This window comes from Brevibacillus composti (assembly GCF_016406105.1).
Taxonomy (GTDB): domain Bacteria; phylum Bacillota; class Bacilli; order Brevibacillales; family Brevibacillaceae; genus Brevibacillus; species Brevibacillus composti.
Genome location: NZ_CP066308.1, coordinates 2655197 through 2674116, shown reverse-complemented (window position 1 = coordinate 2674116; position 18920 = coordinate 2655197). Strand labels below are relative to the sequence as shown.

The 18920-nt window shown below is 55.4% G+C and carries 23 protein-coding genes; 12 read left to right on the top strand and 11 right to left on the bottom strand.

Going from position 1 to position 18920, the window contains the following annotated elements:
* Nucleotides 1–80 precede the first annotated feature (80 nt).
* The 3 genes from JD108_RS13670 to JD108_RS13660 all read right to left on the bottom strand — a co-directional run bounded on the left by JD108_RS13670 (nt 81) and on the right by JD108_RS13660 (nt 2641).
* Complete coding sequence (locus tag JD108_RS13670; RefSeq protein ID WP_198826614.1) at nt 81–647, bottom strand: mismatch-specific DNA-glycosylase; 567 nt, start codon at nt 645–647, stop codon at nt 81–83.
* Between the two features lie 157 nt (nt 648–804).
* Nucleotides 805–951, bottom strand: a complete 147-nt coding sequence (locus tag JD108_RS13665; protein ID WP_198826613.1) for a hypothetical protein — start codon at nt 949–951, stop codon at nt 805–807.
* A 172-nt stretch (nt 952–1123) separates the two neighbouring features.
* Nucleotides 1124–2641: a carboxypeptidase M32 gene (locus JD108_RS13660; RefSeq protein WP_198826612.1), complete on the bottom strand. Its 1518-nt coding sequence runs from the start codon at nt 2639–2641 to the stop codon at nt 1124–1126.
* Nucleotides 2642–2803: 162 nt separating this feature from the next.
* Between JD108_RS13660 and JD108_RS13655 the strand changes: the two genes are divergently transcribed.
* From JD108_RS13655 to JD108_RS13645, 3 genes are all read left to right on the top strand, one after another.
* Entirely contained in the window at nt 2804–4402 is a 1599-nt protein-coding gene (locus tag JD108_RS13655; RefSeq protein ID WP_198826611.1) for a peptide chain release factor 3, read from the top strand.
* 197 nt (nt 4403–4599) lie between these two features.
* Nucleotides 4600–5241 (top strand): hypothetical protein, encoded by a 642-nt coding sequence (locus JD108_RS13650; protein ID WP_198826610.1) that lies wholly within the window; start codon nt 4600–4602, stop codon nt 5239–5241.
* Between the two features lie 108 nt (nt 5242–5349).
* Nucleotides 5350–6540 (top strand): MFS transporter, encoded by a 1191-nt coding sequence (locus JD108_RS13645; protein WP_198826609.1) that lies wholly within the window; start codon nt 5350–5352, stop codon nt 6538–6540.
* Here JD108_RS13645 and JD108_RS13640 read toward each other — a convergent pair.
* Nucleotides 6490–7299, bottom strand: a complete 810-nt coding sequence (locus JD108_RS13640; RefSeq protein WP_198826608.1) for a DUF817 domain-containing protein — start codon at nt 7297–7299, stop codon at nt 6490–6492. The two genes, JD108_RS13645 and JD108_RS13640, sit on opposite strands and share 51 nt — an antisense overlap.
* Nucleotides 7300–7484: 185 nt before the next feature.
* Here JD108_RS13640 and JD108_RS13635 point away from each other — a divergent pair, with 185 nt between their 5' ends.
* Entirely contained in the window at nt 7485–8267 is a 783-nt protein-coding gene (locus tag JD108_RS13635; RefSeq protein WP_198830123.1) for an exodeoxyribonuclease III, read from the top strand.
* Nucleotides 8268–8301: 34 nt separating this feature from the next.
* On the opposite strand, the gene JD108_RS13630 is transcribed toward JD108_RS13635, so the two are convergent.
* Nucleotides 8302–8730, bottom strand: coding sequence for a DUF6157 family protein (locus JD108_RS13630; RefSeq protein WP_198826607.1), 429 nt, complete (start codon nt 8728–8730; stop codon nt 8302–8304).
* Between the two features lie 69 nt (nt 8731–8799).
* Complete coding sequence (locus JD108_RS13625; protein ID WP_198826606.1) at nt 8800–9627, bottom strand: sulfurtransferase; 828 nt, start codon at nt 9625–9627, stop codon at nt 8800–8802.
* A gap of 110 nt (nt 9628–9737) precedes the next feature.
* On the opposite strand from JD108_RS13625, the gene JD108_RS13620 reads away from it, so the two are divergent.
* Nucleotides 9738–10370 (top strand): DUF502 domain-containing protein, encoded by a 633-nt coding sequence (locus JD108_RS13620; protein WP_198826605.1) that lies wholly within the window; start codon nt 9738–9740, stop codon nt 10368–10370.
* Between the two features lie 262 nt (nt 10371–10632).
* Nucleotides 10633–11355 (top strand): gamma-glutamyl-gamma-aminobutyrate hydrolase family protein, encoded by a 723-nt coding sequence (locus tag JD108_RS13615; RefSeq protein WP_198826604.1) that lies wholly within the window; start codon nt 10633–10635, stop codon nt 11353–11355.
* Nucleotides 11356–11403: 48 nt separating this feature from the next.
* Here JD108_RS13615 and JD108_RS13610 read toward each other — a convergent pair whose 3' ends face one another.
* On the bottom strand, nt 11404–11847 hold the full coding sequence (locus JD108_RS13610; protein WP_198826603.1) for a DUF2621 domain-containing protein: 444 nt from the start codon (nt 11845–11847) through the stop codon (nt 11404–11406).
* 191 nt (nt 11848–12038) lie between these two features.
* On the opposite strand from JD108_RS13610, the gene JD108_RS13605 reads away from it, so the two are divergent.
* Together JD108_RS13605 and JD108_RS13600 are read left to right on the top strand one after the other, a co-directional pair.
* Nucleotides 12039–12413 carry an ATPase gene (locus JD108_RS13605; protein ID WP_198826602.1) on the top strand — a complete coding sequence of 125 codons (375 nt, stop codon included), beginning with the start codon at nt 12039–12041 and terminating at the stop codon, nt 12411–12413.
* A 111-nt stretch (nt 12414–12524) separates the two neighbouring features.
* The gene (locus tag JD108_RS13600; RefSeq protein ID WP_198826601.1) at nt 12525–13484 is read left to right on the top strand and encodes a tetratricopeptide repeat protein; all 960 of its coding nucleotides are present in this window, start codon (nt 12525–12527) and stop codon (nt 13482–13484) included.
* A gap of 171 nt (nt 13485–13655) precedes the next feature.
* On the opposite strand, the gene JD108_RS13595 is transcribed toward JD108_RS13600, so the two are convergent.
* Genes JD108_RS13595 through JD108_RS13585 form a run of 3 tightly spaced genes read right to left on the bottom strand, consistent with a single transcriptional unit; the run spans nt 13656 to nt 16244 of the window.
* Nucleotides 13656–14462 carry an ABC transporter permease gene (locus JD108_RS13595; RefSeq protein WP_198826600.1) on the bottom strand — a complete coding sequence of 269 codons (807 nt, stop codon included), beginning with the start codon at nt 14460–14462 and terminating at the stop codon, nt 13656–13658.
* On the bottom strand, nt 14443–15246 hold the full coding sequence (locus JD108_RS13590; protein WP_198826599.1) for an ABC transporter ATP-binding protein: 804 nt from the start codon (nt 15244–15246) through the stop codon (nt 14443–14445). Before JD108_RS13590 ends, JD108_RS13595 begins: the two co-directional genes overlap by 20 nt.
* A 5-nt stretch (nt 15247–15251) precedes the next feature.
* Nucleotides 15252–16244 carry an ABC transporter substrate-binding protein gene (locus JD108_RS13585; protein WP_198826598.1) on the bottom strand — a complete coding sequence of 331 codons (993 nt, stop codon included), beginning with the start codon at nt 16242–16244 and terminating at the stop codon, nt 15252–15254.
* Between the two features lie 138 nt (nt 16245–16382).
* On the opposite strand from JD108_RS13585, the gene rnz reads away from it, so the two are divergent.
* From rnz to JD108_RS13565, 4 genes are all read left to right on the top strand, one after another.
* Nucleotides 16383–17360 carry a ribonuclease Z gene (rnz, locus tag JD108_RS13580; protein ID WP_198826597.1) on the top strand — a complete coding sequence of 326 codons (978 nt, stop codon included), beginning with the start codon at nt 16383–16385 and terminating at the stop codon, nt 17358–17360.
* A gap of 24 nt (nt 17361–17384) precedes the next feature.
* On the top strand, nt 17385–17618 hold the full coding sequence (locus JD108_RS13575) for a hypothetical protein (RefSeq protein WP_198826596.1): 234 nt from the start codon (nt 17385–17387) through the stop codon (nt 17616–17618).
* Nucleotides 17619–17676: 58 nt separating this feature from the next.
* The gene (locus JD108_RS13570; protein ID WP_407649336.1) at nt 17677–18333 is read left to right on the top strand and encodes a YczE/YyaS/YitT family protein; all 657 of its coding nucleotides are present in this window, start codon (nt 17677–17679) and stop codon (nt 18331–18333) included.
* 108 nt (nt 18334–18441) lie between these two features.
* Nucleotides 18442–18537, top strand: a complete 96-nt coding sequence (locus JD108_RS13565; protein ID WP_198826595.1) for a YjcZ family sporulation protein — start codon at nt 18442–18444, stop codon at nt 18535–18537.
* 111 nt (nt 18538–18648) lie between these two features.
* On the opposite strand, the gene JD108_RS13560 is transcribed toward JD108_RS13565, so the two are convergent.
* Nucleotides 18649–18879, bottom strand: coding sequence for a stage VI sporulation protein F (locus JD108_RS13560; RefSeq protein WP_198826594.1), 231 nt, complete (start codon nt 18877–18879; stop codon nt 18649–18651).
* Nucleotides 18880–18920: the final 41 nt, after the last annotated feature.

Here is an 18920-nt window from a genome sequence, read left to right as displayed (position 1 = left end):
AACTCATGTCACCCTAGCCCCGAGCGGTCTGATGACGGCATCGGGGCCAGGGTTTTCTTTTTGGGGCGTGAACTGGAGCTCTATCGCAGGGGATGCCAGCCTTTTTGCCGCAAAAAGGCGCTCAGCTCCGCAAACATCGCCAGCCGCTCCTCGCGGGAAAAAGACGCGTTCGCCCCGCTGGTCGACGGGATGACGAAGACATAGCTGCCCGGCCAGTCTGTCTGGCCAAAAAAGCGATCGGGCTGCAGGCCGAGCCGGATGGGCTCTTTTTTGCGGCCGGTGGCGTGACGGAAAGCCGTGATGCCGTTAAAACAGATGACGCGGGGGCGATAAACGCCGACCATCTGTGAAAATTGCGCACCCCCCTGCGCGAAATCCTCTTCCTTCAGATCGCTGGAAGAGCGGGTCGGGCGGGAGACCAGATCGGTGATGCCGTAGCCGTAATCGAGCAGGGAAGCGGTCTCTTCGGGCTTCAGCTGTCTCGGCGTCAAGCCGCCCTCGTAGAGCCCGCGCCAGAACAGATTGGCGGGATTAGCATAGTGATAGCCCGCCGTAGCCGAGACTCGTCCCGGATTGATCCCGCAAAAAAGGACGATCAGATCCCGGCGGATGTAGGTAGGGAGCCATTTTTCCGTATAGGGAAGCATGAGAGCCACTCCTTCTCGCTGGTAACTTCGTTCGCTGCCCTTCCTTGAACCTGAAGGGGAGGCATTGGTTATTATAAGCATACAACAAAGCCCACTACCTGAGCGGTACTGGGCTTGTGATTTTCCGAAGACAGATTGGCTGTATATCGGATGAAAATTACATCTGGGGAAACGTCATGAGATCCTCGTGGTGTGCCGGGACGAATTGCTCCAGCTCATTTTTGACGTAGATCTTTTTCTCAAACGGTGCTGTTACTTCTTCACTGACCAGGACCCGCAGCCATTCGGCAAAGGTCGTTCTCATTTTGAACATCCCTCTCTCAATCAATTGGTTACACACTCATCATAGACCACTTTTGTGTGGAAATTGTTGGGTATTTGTGAAGAGAAGTTGAAGGTTCCGTGGCGGCTTTGTGAACGAAAAAACACCTTTCCACAGGGAGCGGACGGCTCCTCGCGGAAAGGTGTTCTGCTTCTTAGAGGCTGTAGATCTCGGAGAATTTTTTCTCCAGGTAATTCATCAGGTAGGTCGCATTGGTGCCCTCGCCGGTGATGGCTTTGACGATTTCACCGGGACTCTTCATTTTGCCGTACTGATGAATATTCTTCTTCAGCCACTCGCGAATCGGCCCAAACTCTCCGTTCGCGATCAAATCTTCATAGCCGCTGATTTGCTGCTGCATGACATGGGTAAACTGGGCAGCATAGACATTGCCGAGGGAGTAGGTCGGGAAGTAGCCAAAGCTTCCGCCGGCCCAGTGAATATCCTGCAGGACGCCGAGCGTATCGGTTTCCGGCACGATGCCCAGGTATTCTTTCATCTTTTCATTCCAGATCGCCGGCAGATCGCCGACCTCGATCGTCTGGTTGATCAGCCCTTTTTCGATCTCATAGCGGATCATTACATGCAGATTGTACGTCAGCTCGTCAGCTTCCGTACGGATAAAGGAAGGGGTCACCCGGTTGATCGCCCGGTACAGCTGCTCGACACTGACTCCTTCAAATTGGCTGGGGAACTGTTTTTGCAGATCGGCGTAAAAATGATTCCAGAACGGACGGCTGCGGCCGATCATATTCTCCCAGTAGCGGGACTGCGATTCGTGTATGCCCATAGACGTCCCGTCGCAGAGCGTGGTGCCCATCAGGCGGGGATCGATGTTCTGCTCATACATCGCATGGCCCGCTTCGTGAATGCAGCTGAACAAGGCGTTATTGAAGTCGTTCGGGTCAAAGCGCGTCGTGATGCGGACATCCCCAGGGTTAAACGAAGTGCAGAACGGGTGAACGCTTCGGTCCATCCGGCCCGCCTGGAAATCATAGCCGATTTTCTCCAAAATAAAGCGGCTGAACGCTTCCTGTTCGGCTTCCGGAAAATGCTTGTTGAGAAAGGAAGAATCCGGCTTGTTGGGCGAGTCGGCGATGGCGGCGACCAGCTTCACGGTCTTCTCGCGCAGCGTGGCGAAGATCGGGTCCAACTGATCGACGGTCATGCCCGGTTCGTACAGATCGAGCAGGGTGTTGTACTTGTTTTTGCCGTCAAACCCCCAGTAGTCCACGAACTCCAGCTGGAAGCCGACGATTCGCTCCAAATAAGGCCGGAACATGGAGAAGTCGTTTTTGGCTCGGGCTTCTTCCCAGACGGTCTCGGCTTGCGAAGTGAGCACGACGAATTCTTCGTAGCGATCTGCCGGGATCTTTTTGTTTCGCTCAAAATCCTTTTTGCAATCGAGCACGGTGGCGCGGGTCACCTCGTCGAGCGATTCCAGCGCAGCCGGCTCGCTCAGGGCCTCCAGATGCTCCTCCATTTCTTTGGAGGTGGCGAGGCGAAACTGCTCCCCGGCCAGGACACCGATGATCTCAGAGCGGGCATCCATTCCTTTTTTGGGCGCCTGGGTGTTTTTGTCCCAGTGCAGGACAGCGAGCGCCTGGTTGTAGCTCACCATCTTTTTCACGTACTGGCGAAAGGCAGCCGCGCGGTTTTCATGGGTGGACATAGAACTCCTCCTTCGGGGATATGTACATGCAGTCAAAAAATTTTTATAACTTACATTATACCTTTTTGGCAAAAAAAAACTAGCTAGATGGCATGCCGATTTGCCGTTATAATCGTAAAGAATGAATGATGCGAGAGACGTTATGCGACAGGAGTAGTGACGATGAATCAAATGAATCCTCAATGGCAGCAAGAGATTGCTAAACGGCGCACGTTTGCCATTATCTCCCACCCGGACGCAGGGAAGACGACCATGACGGAAAAACTGCTGTACTTCGGCGGAGCGATCCGCGAGGCCGGTGTGGTCAAGGGCAGAAAAAATTCCAAGCACGCTACATCCGACTGGATGGAAATCGAGAAAAAACGGGGAATCTCCGTTACGTCCAGTGCGATGGACTTTGAATACAAAGGACACCATATCAACATTTTGGATACGCCGGGTCACCAGGACTTCAGCGAAGACACCTACCGGACGCTGACTGCGGCCGACGCCGCGGTGATGATTATCGACGTGGCCAAAGGGGTAGAGGCGCAGACGATCAAGCTGTTCAAAGTCTGCCGGATGCGCGGCATCCCGATCTTTACCTTTATTAACAAGCTGGATCGTCACGGAAAAGATCCGTTTGAACTCCTGGAGGAAATCGAGCGGGTGCTGGGAATTCGCTCGTACCCGATGAATTGGCCGATCGGCATGGGCAGCTCGTTCAGCGGCGTGTTCGATCGCGTGAAATCGCGTGTAGAGCTGTACCAGAATGACTCGGATCATGAGGACATCCGCTTTTTCGAGGTGCAGGGAGCCGATGATCCGATCATTGGCGAGCGTGTTGGCCAGGATTTGTGGCAGCAGCTCCAGGATGAGATCTCCCTGCTCGATGTGGCGGGCGATCCGTTTGACATGGACCTGATCAACCGGGGCGAGCTGAGCCCGGTCTTTTTCGGCAGCGCGATCAACAATTTCGGCGTGCAGACCTTCCTGGACAACTTCCTGCAGATGGCGCCGCCGCCGTCCGCGAAAAAGAGCACGGCGGGCCTGATCGAACCGAGCGAGCATCCGTTTTCCGGCTTTATCTTCAAAATCCAGGCCAACATGAATCCGGCGCACCGGGACCGCATCGCCTTCCTGCGGATCTGCTCCGGCCGATTCGAGCGCGGCATGACGGTGAAGCACGTCCGCCTGGGCAAGGAGATCAAGCTGGCCCAGCCCGTACAGTTCATGGCCCAGGACCGGGAAATCGTCGAGGAATCCTATGCGGGGGATGTCATCGGCCTGTTTGACCCGGGCATTTTCCAGATCGGCGATACCTTGTGTGTCGGACAACCGTTTGAGTATGAGGAGATGCCGCATTTTTCGCCGGAGTTTTTCTCCAAGGTGACCGTAAAGGATGCGATGAAGCACAAGCAATTCCAGAAAGGCATCCTGCAGCTGACCGAGGAGGGCACCGTGCAGCTGTTCCGGACGTATCCCATGGAGGAGCTGATTCTCGGGGTCGTGGGCGTCCTGCAGTTCGAGGTGCTGGAATACCGGCTGAAAGCGGAGTACGGCGTAGATATCACGCTGACGCGCATGCCGTTCCAGATCGCCCGCTGGCTGGAGGGAGAGAAGGCAGCGCTCGACGCCATCAAATCCAAGACGGTGACGGATCGCTACGGACGTCCTGTCATGCTGTTCGAAAGCGAGTACCAGCTCCGCGTCGCCACTGAGAAGTACGCCAATATCAAGTTCCATGAAAGCTCGCTGGGACTGAAAAAAGCACAGGATTGACAGAGGCATCGGCGGGCTGCGGGCAATTCGCCTCCGACGCTTTCACAACGACGACACCATGGGGGGCCTTTCCGCTCGTAGCAGCGAGGGGCCCTTCTTTCACATGTCCGTATCCCAATCCGATGTGAAAACGTCATACACAGGAGGACGCAGTCTGGCAGTTGGCCAGCCGAGCGAAGGAAGGGAGAGGCGGCTCGATGTTTGGAAAAAAGGGGAAAATGGCGCTGACGGCCATCGTTCTCTATCTGCTGGCATGGGGATTGAATATCCAGTTTCCCCACGGGCTGTCACTGGCGGACCAGCTGGTGGAGGGCATGGGGTTTCCTGCGTGGTCCAGAGGCAATCAAGGCTTTCACTACGCAGCCATCATCCAGCTGGGGCTGATGATTGTATCCTACTGGATGCTCGTCGGCGTGACGAAGCGGCCATTGATCACGCTTGTCATCCTGCTGCTTGCTCCCGCGGGGCTGCCCAAGCAGCAAGAGTTGGTCCGGTGGTACCAGCGCACGATGGCGAATGGGATCTACATGATCGAATACAAAGAGGACGAATCACGGTGCATCGCCAAAACCAAAGCCGAAGGGGTGCGGACCGGCTCCTGTATGATCATGCTGCAAAACCACGGGGATGAAGCCGTCCAGCTGGAGCTGACGGTATACGGACCCAAGGGGCGGGAGTTGCCGCCTGTCTTGTCCGGGTATCCGCTCACGGCAAAGGGCGGGGAGATCGAGCCGTTCGAGGTGCCGGTAGATCCCGGCGGAGCGGGGACTGCGGTCTATGAGGAGTGGTATCACCCGCGGATCACGATCTCGCATGCAGGCAAAGAGCGCAATCTGTAGCAGACGATACAAATCGGACGGACTCTCCTTTTGCGGAGAGTCTTTTTCTATTGGGACGACTATTGACATATACATGGGACAAAGAGGTGCGGAGGGAGTGGGCAGTATTTGCGCTTTCTACTGTTTGTGATCTTGTTTCTCGTCTCCTTCGACATGCATGCGCAGACACCGCTGTTGGCCCCGTACATGCACGTACTGGGCGCATCCACAGCGATGATCGGCTTTGTCCTCGGGGCTTACGGCGTCAGCAACATGACCGGAAATCTGATTGCCGGCCCATTTTTGGACCGTTTTCCCAAAAAGTGGTTTATCGTCTCTGCCCTGATCCTCTCCGGCTTCATATTGGCGGGGCAGGGCATCGTCCGGGAGACGGAATCTTTTTTTGTCCTGAGATTGCTGCTGGGCTTTTTGATGGCTTTCGTCTCTCCTGCCTGTTTTGCCCTGCTGGGAGAGACGGGGCGGACGCGTGCCGAACAAGGGGAGCTGATGGCGAAGAACGGCATGGTGCTGACAGCGGCCGCCGTAGTCTCGCCGGCGGTCGGCAGCTTTCTGGGGGTACAATTCGGGTACGGCATGTCTTTTGTCATCCTGGGCGGGATCATGGGGGGCGCCGGACTGTTTGCGCTGCTTGTCCTGCCGCGGGGGCCGGCCGTAGAGAGGGCTGAGAGAGAGACTGGTGATGCTGCGAAAAAAGGCTTCGGAAAAGGAGCAGGACTCCGGGAGCTGTCCCGAGCGCCATCCCTCACCGACATTCTGGAGAACCGCCATCTGTACCTGGCGTATCTGGGAGGCTTCGCTGTGATGTATGCGCAGGGGACGATCATTTACGAGATTCCGCTTTCGATTCAAAAGGAGAATCTCCCGCTCTCCGTGACCGGCATGTTGTTCAGCCTCAAGGGATTAGGCTCCATGGCCATCCTCAGTCAATTCTGGCTGGCGCGGATCGGACCGGAGGAACGGACGCTCGCCGGCCTGGGCATGCTCAGCATCCTGATGTACCTCATGGCCCTGGGCACGCCGCTCTCGCTCTATATCATGATGTTTTTGCTCGGCTGCTGCACGGGCTTGCTCTTCCCGGCGCTGTCGACGATCCTCACGGTGCATGCGCCGCGAGAGCTGTATGGCAGTGCCTTCAGCATTTTTTCGGCGGTGCTCTCCGCCGGGGCCATTTTGGCGCCTGTCGTGTCCGGCCTGATCAGCAATTGGAACCACTCTTTTTTTATCGTCTTTTTTGTCACGGCTGGCTCTTTACTCTTTGGCAGCTTCCACCGCCTCTTTCTCAACCGGCCGATCGGCTAAGGCCCGTTTAACATGCTTCAGCTCCGCGACGATGATAAAGCTGACGATGACCAGAAGGAACCAGGAGCTGATTTTGCTCAGATGCACCAGCTGCCAGCCCTCTTGCTGGTTGGGGTAGCGCCATGCGCCGAAAAAGGTGGCGATATTCTCCGCGATCCAGATGAAAAAGCCGATCAACACATAGGCCACCGGCAGCGGCATCCACATGCGTTCCCGCTCGACGCGGAAATAGACGCGGCTCCGCCAGAACAAGAGAAAAATCGCAGCGGTTAAAAACCAGCGGATGTCGATGGTGAAGTGATGCGTAAAGAAATTGAAATAGATGGCGGCCCCGAGCGGAACCACATACAGATGGCGGGGCCATGCTTCCAGCGAGACATCCAACCGGCGCCAGGCCTGGCACAGATAGCTGGCCACGCTGGCGTACATAAAGCCGGAGTAGAGCGGGACGCCGAACAGCTTGGCGTAGGCGAACTCCGGGTAAGACCACGAACCCATATGCACTTTGAAAATCTCCAACGCAAGGCCGATCAAGTGGAAGACGGTGATCACTTTCAGTTCGTCTTTCGTCTCCAAGCCGCTTTTGACCATGAAGATCTGGAACAGCAGACAGAGAAGCAGCAGCAGATCGTAGCGGGGAAGACCCGGGATGTGGATTAGTTTGGACAAGGCGAGCGAACCAAAGATAAAGACTGGGAACAGGCAGGACATCGCCTCCTGATAGGTAAAGTGGCAGAGAAGACGAAAATAGCGGCTCAACACGTGTATCCCCCTAAAAATCACGATGTATGGATGATTGCCTGATCAAGCGAAACGCCTGTCAAGAAGTTCGCGGGCAATCGGCGTGCTGAGAGTTAATACGCACGGCCAGCCGGCTATGTTACACTGGAGGGGAGAGATGTATCCACACGGACAGAGAAAAGATAAAGGAGATCAACACGATGCTGAAGCTGGTATCCTGGAATGTAAACGGGCTGAGAGCCTGTCTCAACAAGGGATTTCTCGACTATTTCAAAGAAGCCGACGCCGACATCTTCTGCATCCAGGAGACGAAGCTGCAGGAGGGTCAAATCTCCCTGGAGCTGGGCGGGGAGTACCTGCAATTTTGGAACTACGCGGAAAAGAAGGGCTATTCGGGGACGGCTGTTTTTACGAAAAGAAAGCCGCTCCAGGTTCGCTACGGCATGGAAGAGGATGGCGAACCGGAGGGCCGGATCATCACGCTTGAGTTCGAGCGCTTCTATCTGGTCAATGTCTATACGCCCAATGCCCGGCGTGATTTGTCCCGGCTGGATTTGCGGCTGGAGTGGGAAGACCGCTTCCGCGCGTATCTGAAGCAGCTGGACGGCCGCAAGCCGGTGGTCGTCTGCGGCGATCTCAATGTCGCCCATCAGGAAATCGACTTGAAAAATGCGAAATCCAACATGAAAAACTCCGGGTTCACGCCGCAGGAGCGGGAAAAGATGACGACGCTGCTGGAATCGGGCTTTCTCGATACCTTCCGCCACTTCTATCCCGAACAGAAGGATGCCTATACCTGGTGGTCCTACATGCCCAAGGTGAGGGAGCGGAATATCGGCTGGCGCATCGACTATTTTCTCGCTTCCACCCGTCTGGCTCCCTGCCTGATCGATGCCCGCATCGATTCCGAAGTGATGGGGAGCGATCATTGTCCGGTCATCCTGATCATGAACGAGAGAGAGTGCGAGTCGGACGAGCAGGTGTAGGCATCCTCATGCAGCCTCGTAGCTGTCAGCGGCCTTAGCGAGCCCTTTTGTTCCGCATGGCAGAAAGCAGCTTGACCTGCTCGTATGCGCCCTGGACGAAACGCTCGTATTCGGGCGAATCGACAGCGTACAGTGCGATTTTTCCCTCGTGATCGAAGTGAATCCCCCAGCCGAATTTCTTCGGGAGCATCGATGCCCGCAGACAGGGCTTGGGCTTCTGGAAGAATTCGGCTCGCAGCTGCTCTCCGCGTTGGCTGAGCTCCTCTGCCGTGTAGCCTTTGTGGCGGATGTGCACCTGGTAGAGCAGCTCTTCCTGCGTGTAGCGGTAGGGCGCGCTTGCGATCAAGTCATACTCGATGCCGTGCTTGGTCTTTCCGTTCTTTTTCTCCGGAGGCACGATGGCTCTGTCCGCAGGGCAATCGGGCGCCACGGTGATAAACGTATCGTAGTAGTTCCAATCCATGCAGATTTTCCTCCCGGCCATAGAAGCCATAACCCCGAACGAACCGGTTATGGCTTCTTTGCGTCATATCTATTCGTCACCTGTGGCGACAGGGTTGTCTGCATAGGAGACCCAGTCACTCCAACTGCCGGCATATAATTTGGCATCCGTCCGTCCGGCTGCATGGAGCGCGAGCAGATTGGTGCAGGCGGTAACTCCGGAGCCGCAATAGACGATGATCTCTTTTCCTTCCAGGTCATCGAAGCGGCGTTTCAATTCTTCTGAGGGGCGCATGCAGCCCTCGGCCGTGAGATTTTCTTTGTAAAAATAATGGAGGGCGCCCGGGATGTGGCCGGCCTTCGGATCGAGCGGCTCCACCTCTCCGCGGTAGCGCTCGAGCGCGCGAGAATCGAGCAAGGCTGCCTGCTCATCGCGGGTTTGCACGCCCTGACAGTCGACGAGCATATGTGCCTGCAACTGCGGTACGAACGTGCGCGGCTCTCTCACCGGCACTTCCTTAGTCACTGCATAGCCGGCCCGCTTCCATGCGGAAAGACCGCCGTCGAGCACGGCCACCTTCTCATGGCCGGCATAGCGCAACAGCCACCAGAGGCGTCCGGCGTAGGACATGTCTTGGTCGTCATAGGCGATAACCGTCACATCCTGATCGATGCCGGCGCGGGAGAACAGGGAGGCGAGCTGCTCCACGTCAGGCACGGGATGACGTCCGCCATGCTCTCCTTTCGTTCCGGAAAGGTCGCGGCCGAGATGAAAATAAAGAGCGCCGGGAATATGCTCCTCGCCGTATTGCTCTTCGCCGAGAGACGGTTCGCTCAGGTTATACCGACAATCTACCACCAGAATCTGAGGATCTTCCAAATGCTCGTGAAGCCATTGCGCTGATACCAATGCCTGCATGCGGATCTCCCACTTTCTTTTTTCCTTCATCATAGCAGATGGCCGCGCTCTCGGGTACAATGTTTGGTAGAAGAAATAGGAAACCGTCCAGATGAAAGGAAGACACATCCATGAAAAGGTTGCTTCGCTATTTTCTCAATGGTTTGCTCGTCATCACGCCGATCGTCGTCTCGATTTACGCGGTGGCCTATCTCGTCCGGCTGGTGGATGAACTGGGGCAAAAGGTGTTTGGCCTGATTCTCCCCGTCATTCCCTTTGGCGCCGGGCTGGTGCTGACGCTCGGCGTGATCATCCTGATCGGTTTTATCAGCCAGCACTGGCTCGCCCAAAAGCTGATCCGCTGGATAGATGCCCTGTTTAACCGCTTTCCGGTATTAAAGACCCTGTACAATTCTGTGAAGGAGACGCTGCAATCCTTTGTGGGTGAGAAGCGGAGCTTTTCCCAGGTGGTCATGGTGCAAGAGCCAAACGGCGTTCGGCGCATCGGCTTCGTGACGACGGAGGATCTGGCCTTTCTCGGCTGTCCCCCGGACATGATCGCGGTCTACATCCCGCACGGCATGCAGGTAAGCGGGGAATTGAAGCTGTTTCCCCGGGACAGCGGGCAAATTGAGTTTCTCGACGTCTCCGTAGAGGATGCGATGCGTTTTTGCCTGACAGCGGGGATCGCTTCCAAAAAGGAAGGAAATCCGGAAAAGCGGGAAGGAGAGCAGCTGGTCCAGTCGGAAACGAAAGGGATTTGAGCTCAGGTCGCAAGCAGCCCGTTGTTTGAGCCTTGTTTGCCAATTGTGACAGCCTTTGAAAAGCGGCAGCAGTACGCAAGATTACTCACCTCTCCCGTGTAACAGATCTCGGGGATACGCCGCTTTTATCGGATAACGTGCGGAACTGGCAGGAATCCGTGCGGCCAGAATCGTATAAAGAGACCCAATCGGATATGAAAATTGGAGCAAGTGAAAGCTGCAGCATCGATCGCATTCGCAGCGCAGGAGAGGTGGAAGCCGGATGTCCAGAAAGCCCGTCATCGGTATTACCGGGGCCTATATCAAGCATAATGCCTTCTCGGAAGGAGTCTACGTCCACCATGACTATCACCGGTCGGTGGCAGCAGCAGGCGGACTCCCGATTGTTTTGCCTTATCTCAGTCCGGAGATTGCCCTGGAGACCGCGGGGCTTGTAGACGGAATCATCCTCAGCGGCGGCGAGGACGTCGATCCCTTGTACTATGGCGAGGAGCCGCATCTGCATCTGGGGTATACGAACCCGGAGAGGGACGATGTGGAGATCGCTCTCGCCAATTACGCCGTCGAACGCCAGATTCCCTTGCTGGCGATTTGCAGAGGGGTGCAGATCCTGAATGTAGCCCGAGGGGGCACACTGATCCAGGATATTCCCAGCCAGGTGAAAGACCCGCTTCAGCATGCGCAAAAAGCAGAGCGAAGCCGGGATACGCACTGGGTGACGATCGAGTCGGGCAGCTGGCTGGCCGAGATCTTCGGGACCGAGCAGATCAGAGTGAACAGCCTGCACCACCAGGCGCTGAAGGATGTGGGCGACGATCTGAAGGTAGTCGCCAGGGCGTCGGACGGCATTATTGAAGCCGTCGAGTATACCGGCTCCTCCTTTGCCGTGGGCGTCCAATGGCATCCGGAATCGCAGGCAGCCTCCGACCCATTGATGCGGAGACTTTTTGCTGCATTCGTGGACTGCGCCAAACGCCGAAAGTAGAGAGAAAGGGACGCCCGGTAGCGGGACGTCCCTTTCACATTTCTCGTATTACGCTTCCTGATGGAGGTACTTTTCATAAGGGGCGTAGTCGATCTGTTTTTTCTGCAGGTGGCTGATCAGAAATTTATGATCCCGCTTGGGCGTGGCCAGAATGTATCCCTTGATGATCAGCTCCATGCTGATCACGGTTGCTTTTTCGTCGAGAGCCAGCTTTCCGATCTTCGCCGCGATGGTGCGGCGAGCCACATCCCGAAAGAGCTGCGGGACGGGATCCACCAGTTCGTTTAACAGTTGAAGGCCTTCTTCCGTCCACATGGAGCGGGTCTGCTCGATATAGTAGTCCTGCCAATCCAGGTCAGACTTGCCGTCCTGTTTGGGCATCGACTTGAGGAATTTGCGAAACATGAAGAAGCCGCCAATTCCCATCAAGCCTACCAGGACAATCGACCAGCCGACGATAAAGATGGAAAAGCCCGTGGACATTTGGGTCATGATTTGTACACCTCGTTCCATTCGATTACACTGGAAAAAGTGATATCTACAGAAGTGTAACGCATTTTCGCCGTTCCAACAAATCTTTTTGCGCATATTGCCGAATAAAAAGACAAAGGAGCGGTTTGCCCTTCCCAAGTATGCATACAATTTAGTATGATTAGAATGAATCTCAAAAGGGGTTGACGCTCATGTTCAAGCTTGGACAACGGGTCGTCATCGTTGCTGACTCCTTCGAACAAGGTATGCCGATCGGTGAGTACGGGTATCTGATAGGTCGAGATCGCAATCCGGACAGCGCTTTCTCCTGGATTGTGCGTATTCCCAAAATAGATAAGCAGTTTGCCGTGGTAGAGGATGACATCGCTCTGGAAGAGACCCTGAGGGAACAAGAAGCGGAGCGGATCCAGAAAGAGGCGCTGCTTGACTATGCATTGGCTACACGCAACGAAGCCCTGTTTCGTCAATTGATGGGGATTCCGGACGAAACGGTGGAAAATGGCGAACCTGTCAAGGAATCCATGGAAGAGTTTATCCGGAAAGTGAATATAAAAGCCTGGATTTAGAGAATCGGGAGACAGAGGATACGGGCGGTTTCCGAGCGTGGGAATCGTTCGTTCTCTTTTTGGTGTAAATCCCGAGGCACGCGGTGATCCAAAGGAAAGAGAGGCTGTTGCATGTCAGAATTCGTGACCTTTACCAATGAGTTTGGCCAGTCGGTTCAATTGGCGCGAGAGGATTTTCAAAAGAAGATCATCCCGCAAAGTCTCGACAAATTTTGGGATGACAAGGAGAAATTGCGCGACTTTGCGATGGACCTGGTGCGGGAGCGCTTTCCGGAGCAGGCGGCCGTGGCGGCAGACCGGCTGCTGGAGCTGTATGGCCCTATCGAGTCCGCGCTGATTTTCCGGGCGGTGGTCCATATGCAAGCGGCCGAGTATGAGCAGGCCAAAAAAATGCTGCTCGACTGCCTGGAGCGCTTCCCGTCTTCCGGTACCGCCTGTACCAATCTGGCCAAGGTGTACGCGCTGGAAGGGCAGGAGGCAAAAGCCTTCGAAACATTGGAAGCGGGCTTGTTTCGGGACCCCAATCAGGAAAACGGTCTGAATATGTACGTGGAGAGCTTTCTGCAGTTTAACAAGCGGGATGAGCTGAAGAAGCGTTTGGAGGCTTTCATGGCCAAGGAAGGCGCATGGCGGCCGCAGCTGCACATGGCCAGGCTCGCACTGACAGAGGAAAATCTGCTGAAAGCGATGCACTGGTACAAAGAGGCGGTCGAGCGGGCGCCGGAGAAGGAAGAAGTCATCATGACCGTGACCGGCGAACTGGGACAGGCGGGCTATGTGTACCAGCTGATTCAAATTTGCGAGCAGTACTGGTCCCCGGCCCTGAGCCAATACCCGTTTACCGGCTTCAACTATGCCAACGCGCTTTTGACCACCGACCAAAAGGAGAAAGCGATCGCCGTCCTGCGCGAGATGCAGCAGCATCTGTCCGAGCAGTACAAGCCGATGGTCGACCACTTCCTTTCGCGCATACCGGGTGCGGATGAGGTGGAGGCATCCCTAAAACAGACCGCCGTCAATCAGCCATCCGGTGAAGAAGAAAAGAAGAGCAAATGGAAGTTCTGGAAATAACAATGACTGTCTGCGCCTGAGCGATTGCCGGGCGCTTTCGTCTTTTTGCATCCGGGGCGGTTAATGGAATAATAATCGGGAAATGTCTGAAGATGTGTGCCAAGAGCGACCGCACCCCTCCCTGATTGAAAAAAGACGGCGCGGCGGTAGGCCGCAAGCGCCGTCTGTCCTCTATTTAAACTGGCTGGTCAACCGCCGCTCCAGAAATGCCACACCCTGATACATCAGCGTAGCCACGACGGCGATGATCGCCAGGGATACCATGACCAGCGTAAAGTTAAACACTTGAAAGCCGTAGATGATCAGGTAGCCGAGTCCCATTTTGGAGACCAGGAATTCACCTACGATCACTCCCACCCAGGAGAGGCCCACATTGACCTTGAGGGTGGAGAGGATGGCGGGGATCGTAGACGGCAGGATCACCAGGCGGAAAATCTGCCGCTTGTTGCCGCCCAGGGTCCGTACGACCCTGATGTAATTCTGGTTCACTTCCTTGAAGCTGGTGTAGATGACAATCGTCGTGATGATCACGGAGATCGCGCAGCCCATCGCGATGATCGATAGCAGGCCCGGTCCGAGGAAGACGATAAAGACGGGGCCCAGCGCTACTTTGGGCATGCTGTTCAGCACGACGAGATAGGGGTCGAGCACGCGGGAAAGAAAGGGCGACCACCAGATCAAAGTGGCCAGGAGCGTACCGAGAATCGTCCCCAGCAGAAAACCGACGACGGTCTCCCAGACGGTCATGCCGATATGGGGCAAGAGTCTGCCGTCCATCAGCTGCGTCCAAAAGAGCTCCCACATTTTCGAGGGGTGGCTAAAGATCAAGACATTGATCGCATTGATTTGCGCGAGCCATTCCCAGATGCCGACGAAGCATAAAAAGATGGCGACCTGGGTTGCCAGAATCAGGTATCGTTCTTTTGCTTTTTGTTTGATGTGATTTCGGTGGATCGCTTCAACTTCCTTTTGCTGCATCGGAAACCACCTCCATCTCTTTCCAGACTTGATGGAACAGATCCTGAAATCCGCTGATGTTCCGGGCATCAAAGGGGAGGGCGTGGCGGATCGGATCGGGCACGGCTATCTCCGAGCTGATACGTCCGGGATTCCGTCCCAGGATGTAGATGCGGTCTCCCATCGCGATCGATTCGGAGAGGTCATGGGTCACCAGGATCGCTGTTTTCTTATGACGCCGCAGCGCGGAGAAGATCAGGTCCTCCAGTTTGAGCTTTGTTTGGTAATCAAGCGCCGAGAAAGGTTCATCCAAGAGCAGGATGTCGGGCTGGCACGCAAGCGTCCGCACCAGCGCCACCCGTTGGCGCATGCCGCCGGAGAGCTGCGCGGGGTAGGAGCGGCGCACGTCGGCCAGCTCCATTTCTTCGAGGAGATGCAGGGCGAACGCCTCTGTTTCTTTGTTGCGGATGCCCTGGATATCCAGACCGAGGAATACATTTTCCTCAATCGTCCGCCAATTGAACAGATAATCCTGCTGCAGCATGTAGCCCACCTGGCGCGAGCTGCCCAGCGCGGGTTTGCCCTCGATCAACACTTTTCCTGCCGTGGGCTTCTCCAGTCCAGCGATCAGGGACAAAATCGTGGTTTTTCCACAACCACTAGGGCCGACCAGACAGATGAACTCGCCTTCCTCCACGCGCAGGTTGATGTCCCTAACCGCCATGAACGCTTGGGACGTCGATACATAGAGATGCGTAACGTGGCGTAGCTCAATCTTGGCCGGCGTAGAAAGAAGCTGGTTCATATTCTTTACTTCCCTTCTTTAGCAGTTTTGGCAAAGGTGGTGTTGACCAGTTTGCCGTAGGGGGCCCGCTCTTTTAACTCACCTGCGGAGTCCATGATGTCTTGCAGCCGGTTCCACTCATCCTCGTCGAGTATCGGATCGGTGGCAAAGGAGCCCTGCTCCTTGTAGCGCTGAACAGAGGCCTCCAGTATCTCCGGCTGGATATCCTGGAAGTAGGGGGCGATCACGTCGGCAATCTCCTTGGCGGAGTGGGTGTCGACCCATTGTTGCCCTTTGTATATCGCATTGGTAAACTTTTGTATAGCTGTTTGCTGTTTGTCGAGATAGCTTTGCTTCGCCATGAAGACGGTGTAGGGAACGGTGCCGCTCTCCTTGCCAAAAGAGGCCACGACATGGCCGATGCCGTTTTTCTCAAACTGCGAGGCTTCCGGCTCGAACAGTTGCACGTACTCCCCTGTGCCGGAGGCAAACGCGGAAGCGATGTTTTTAAATTCGATGTTTTGGATCAGCTCCAGATCGCCGTGCGGATCGATATTGTTTTTCTTCAAGACGTATTCGCCGACCATCTGCGGCATGCCGCCCTTGCGCTGGCCGAGAAAGACGCTTCCTTTCAGCTGGTCGAAGGAAAAGCTGTCTGTTTTCTTGCGCGACACCAGGAAGGTGCCGTCGGTCTGTGTGAGTTGCGCAAAATTGATTACCGGATCGGCTGCTCCCTGCTGTGCGACGTAGATACTGGTCTCGGAACCGACGAGCGCGATGTCGATCCCGTCGGACAAAAGCGCGGTCATGGTCTTGTCGCCGCCCCATGTCGTGCTCAGCTCGACTTCCAGGCCTTCTTCCTTAAAAAAGCCTTTTTCAATCGCGACGTACTGCGGTGCGTAAAACAGGGAACGCGTCACTTCGCCGATGCGGATTTTTTCCGCGCTTCCGGAACATCCGCTGATGATGGCGGTTAGTGCCAGCCCGGCAGCCAGTGACGCTTTAAGCAAACGTCTCATCCTCATCCCTCCTGTCAGGCATTGTCCTGACCCATAGCGTTTTTCTGTTGTAGGGTATGCGCCCAGAGAAAAAAGGGTGATTGCTCATTCCATAGACAGGCACCGCGAGAAAAAAAGATAAAGGAGATCGATCGCAGCATGCACGTAACCTTTTTAGGAACCGGATCCGGTGCCCCCTCCACACGGAGAAATGTAAGCGGAATCGCGCTTGGTTTCGACCAGCGGGCCAAATGGTGGCTGATTGACTGCGGAGAAGGGACGCAGCACCAGATTCTCCGCTCCCCGCTGAAAATCAGTCAGCTGGAAAAAATCTTTATCACCCATCTGCACGGGGATCATCTGTACGGACTGATCGGCCTCTTGGCCAGCCGTTCGCTGCGCAACGACCATGCGGTGCCTGTCGAGCTCTACGGTCCTCCCGGGGTAGATCGATACATCAAAGCGGTCATGGATGTAAGTCCGGTCCATCTTCACTATCCGCTTCACGTGAACATCGTCCAGGAGGGCACGATCTTTGAGGACGAGGAGTACCGCGTGGTTTGCCGCAAAGTGCGGCATCGGGTGCCTGCCTATGCCTATGCCGTGCGGGAAAAAGAGAGGCCCGGGTCGTTTCTGGTCGAGAAGGCCAGACAGGAGAACATCCCGGCAGGCCCGCTGTACGCCGCGCTGAAGCGGGGGGAAGCCGTCACCCTCCCGGACGGACGAACCGTTCTGGGCAAGGATTTCGTCGGACCTGGTCAGCCGGGCAGAAGCGTGGTGTTCAGCGGAGACACAGAGCCTTGTGAGGCTGTCGCTGAACTGGCCCATAGCGCGGATCTTTTGGTCCATGAAGCGACCTACGCTTTTGCGGACAAGGAGCTGGCGGTTCGAAGCGGACATTCGACCGCACGGGAAGCGGCGCTGCTGGCTCGGGAGGCGGGCGTGAGGGCCCTGTGCCTGACCCATTTTAGCCCGCGCTATGAGAACGAGGAGGGAGATTTGACGATGGCGGACCTGCTTCGCGAGGCGCAGGAGGTCTTTCCGAACACCGCTCTCGCCAGTGATTTTGCCACTTTTTCGGTGAGGAGAGAGAGAATCACGGTGGGAGAAAACGAAAAAGCCTGCTATAATGAATGATCATTGCAAGAAAAGAGGGAAACCATGAAGCGGGTAACCTTTGCCTCCCTGGAGGAACTGAAGGTGCATTGTCAGGAGCATGAGCTGTCACTGGTCATCGAATATCAGGACGAGGTGAAAAAGCAGCGCCAGGTCGTCCTCGCAGGAGAGCGGCTGACAGATGCGGATACCTATCTGGGTATGCCGGGAGCGATGGCCTATTACCGGCGGGATGGCGTCTTTTACGAGGTCATACCGGCGTGGCAGAGAGGCGGGTAGAAAGACGGATCGGTTTCTGCTGATGAGAAGGACTTCGAGAGAGGAAAGGTGAGCAGAAGTGTCCGTTAACTGGATGGGTTCGCCCATCGTCATTCGCTATGCCATGTTTGTGCTGGGATTGCTGGTCAGCGCTTTTGGCTGTGTCCTGATGATCAAGGCGAATCTGGGCGTGTCGCCTTGGGATGTGTTTCATATCGGATTGCAGAAGACATTTGGCCTCACGATTGGTCTGTGGACGCAGATCGTCGGGGCGATCGTGATCCTGCTTTCCTACGTACTGGCGAAAATCAAACCCACATTTGGGATGTTTTTAAATATGGTCTGCTTTGGGCTTTTTTTGGATATGTTTCTCTGGCTGAATCTCATTCCCTCCGTGGAAGGCATGGCCCAGCGCATCGTCATGCTGCTGATCGGCCTCCTGGTCATCTCCGTCGGGATTGGCATGTACATTTCGCCGCGGCTGGGGGCGGGGCCCAGGGACAGCTTCATGCTGGCGATGCATGAGCGGATGGGCTGGAGCATTCAGAAGGTTCGGCTGATTATCGAAATCTCCGTACTCCTCGCGGGTGCGGCTCTCGGCGGGCCGGTTTCATTCGGGACGGTGCTGGTCGCGCTGCTGACAGGACCCTTGATCCAACGGACGATTCCCTTTTGGGAAAATGTGATGCAAAAGCCGTACGGAATGACGGAGCGGCTGCATCGAAAGGCGAGCTAGCCATAACTGATAAAAGGCAAAGATCACGCGTGATTGGGCGCAAGTCCAGTCACGTTTTTTGTTTTCCACATACTGTATGAGTAGTTTGCCAGTAAAGGAGGTAAAAGGATGAGCGTGTTCAAAAGCGGCGGCTTTGACGATTTCTCTCTGATCCTGGTTCTCTTTGTATTGCTGACCATCGTGGGTTGTTCTTGCGACGACTAATGATGGCGGATGCATGAGTGGCGGCAGGTGTCGAGTCCGCCTCCTGCCAGCGAAAAAAAGAAAAGAGGGGAGCGGCTGCTCTCCTCTTTTCTTTTTCGTCCGGAGTTTGGCTTACAGGCCCGGCAGGCGATTTTTCACTTGCTTTCGCACGCTGGCCAGTTGATCATCGGAAAGCTTGAACCCTACTGCTTTGCTCACTTTCTTGATCAGTTCCTTCAGTTTTTTGTCGTCTTTGAAGTCCTTCTTTTTATACCCTTTCGCCAGCGATTTGATATCGCTCATGCTCAGCTTCTTTTTGCTCTTCTGGTTTACTTTTTTTAACAGGTCGCTCGTCTTTGCCATGGTTCTTTTCACTCCCTCTGACCGTTATTGCCGTTTTGGCG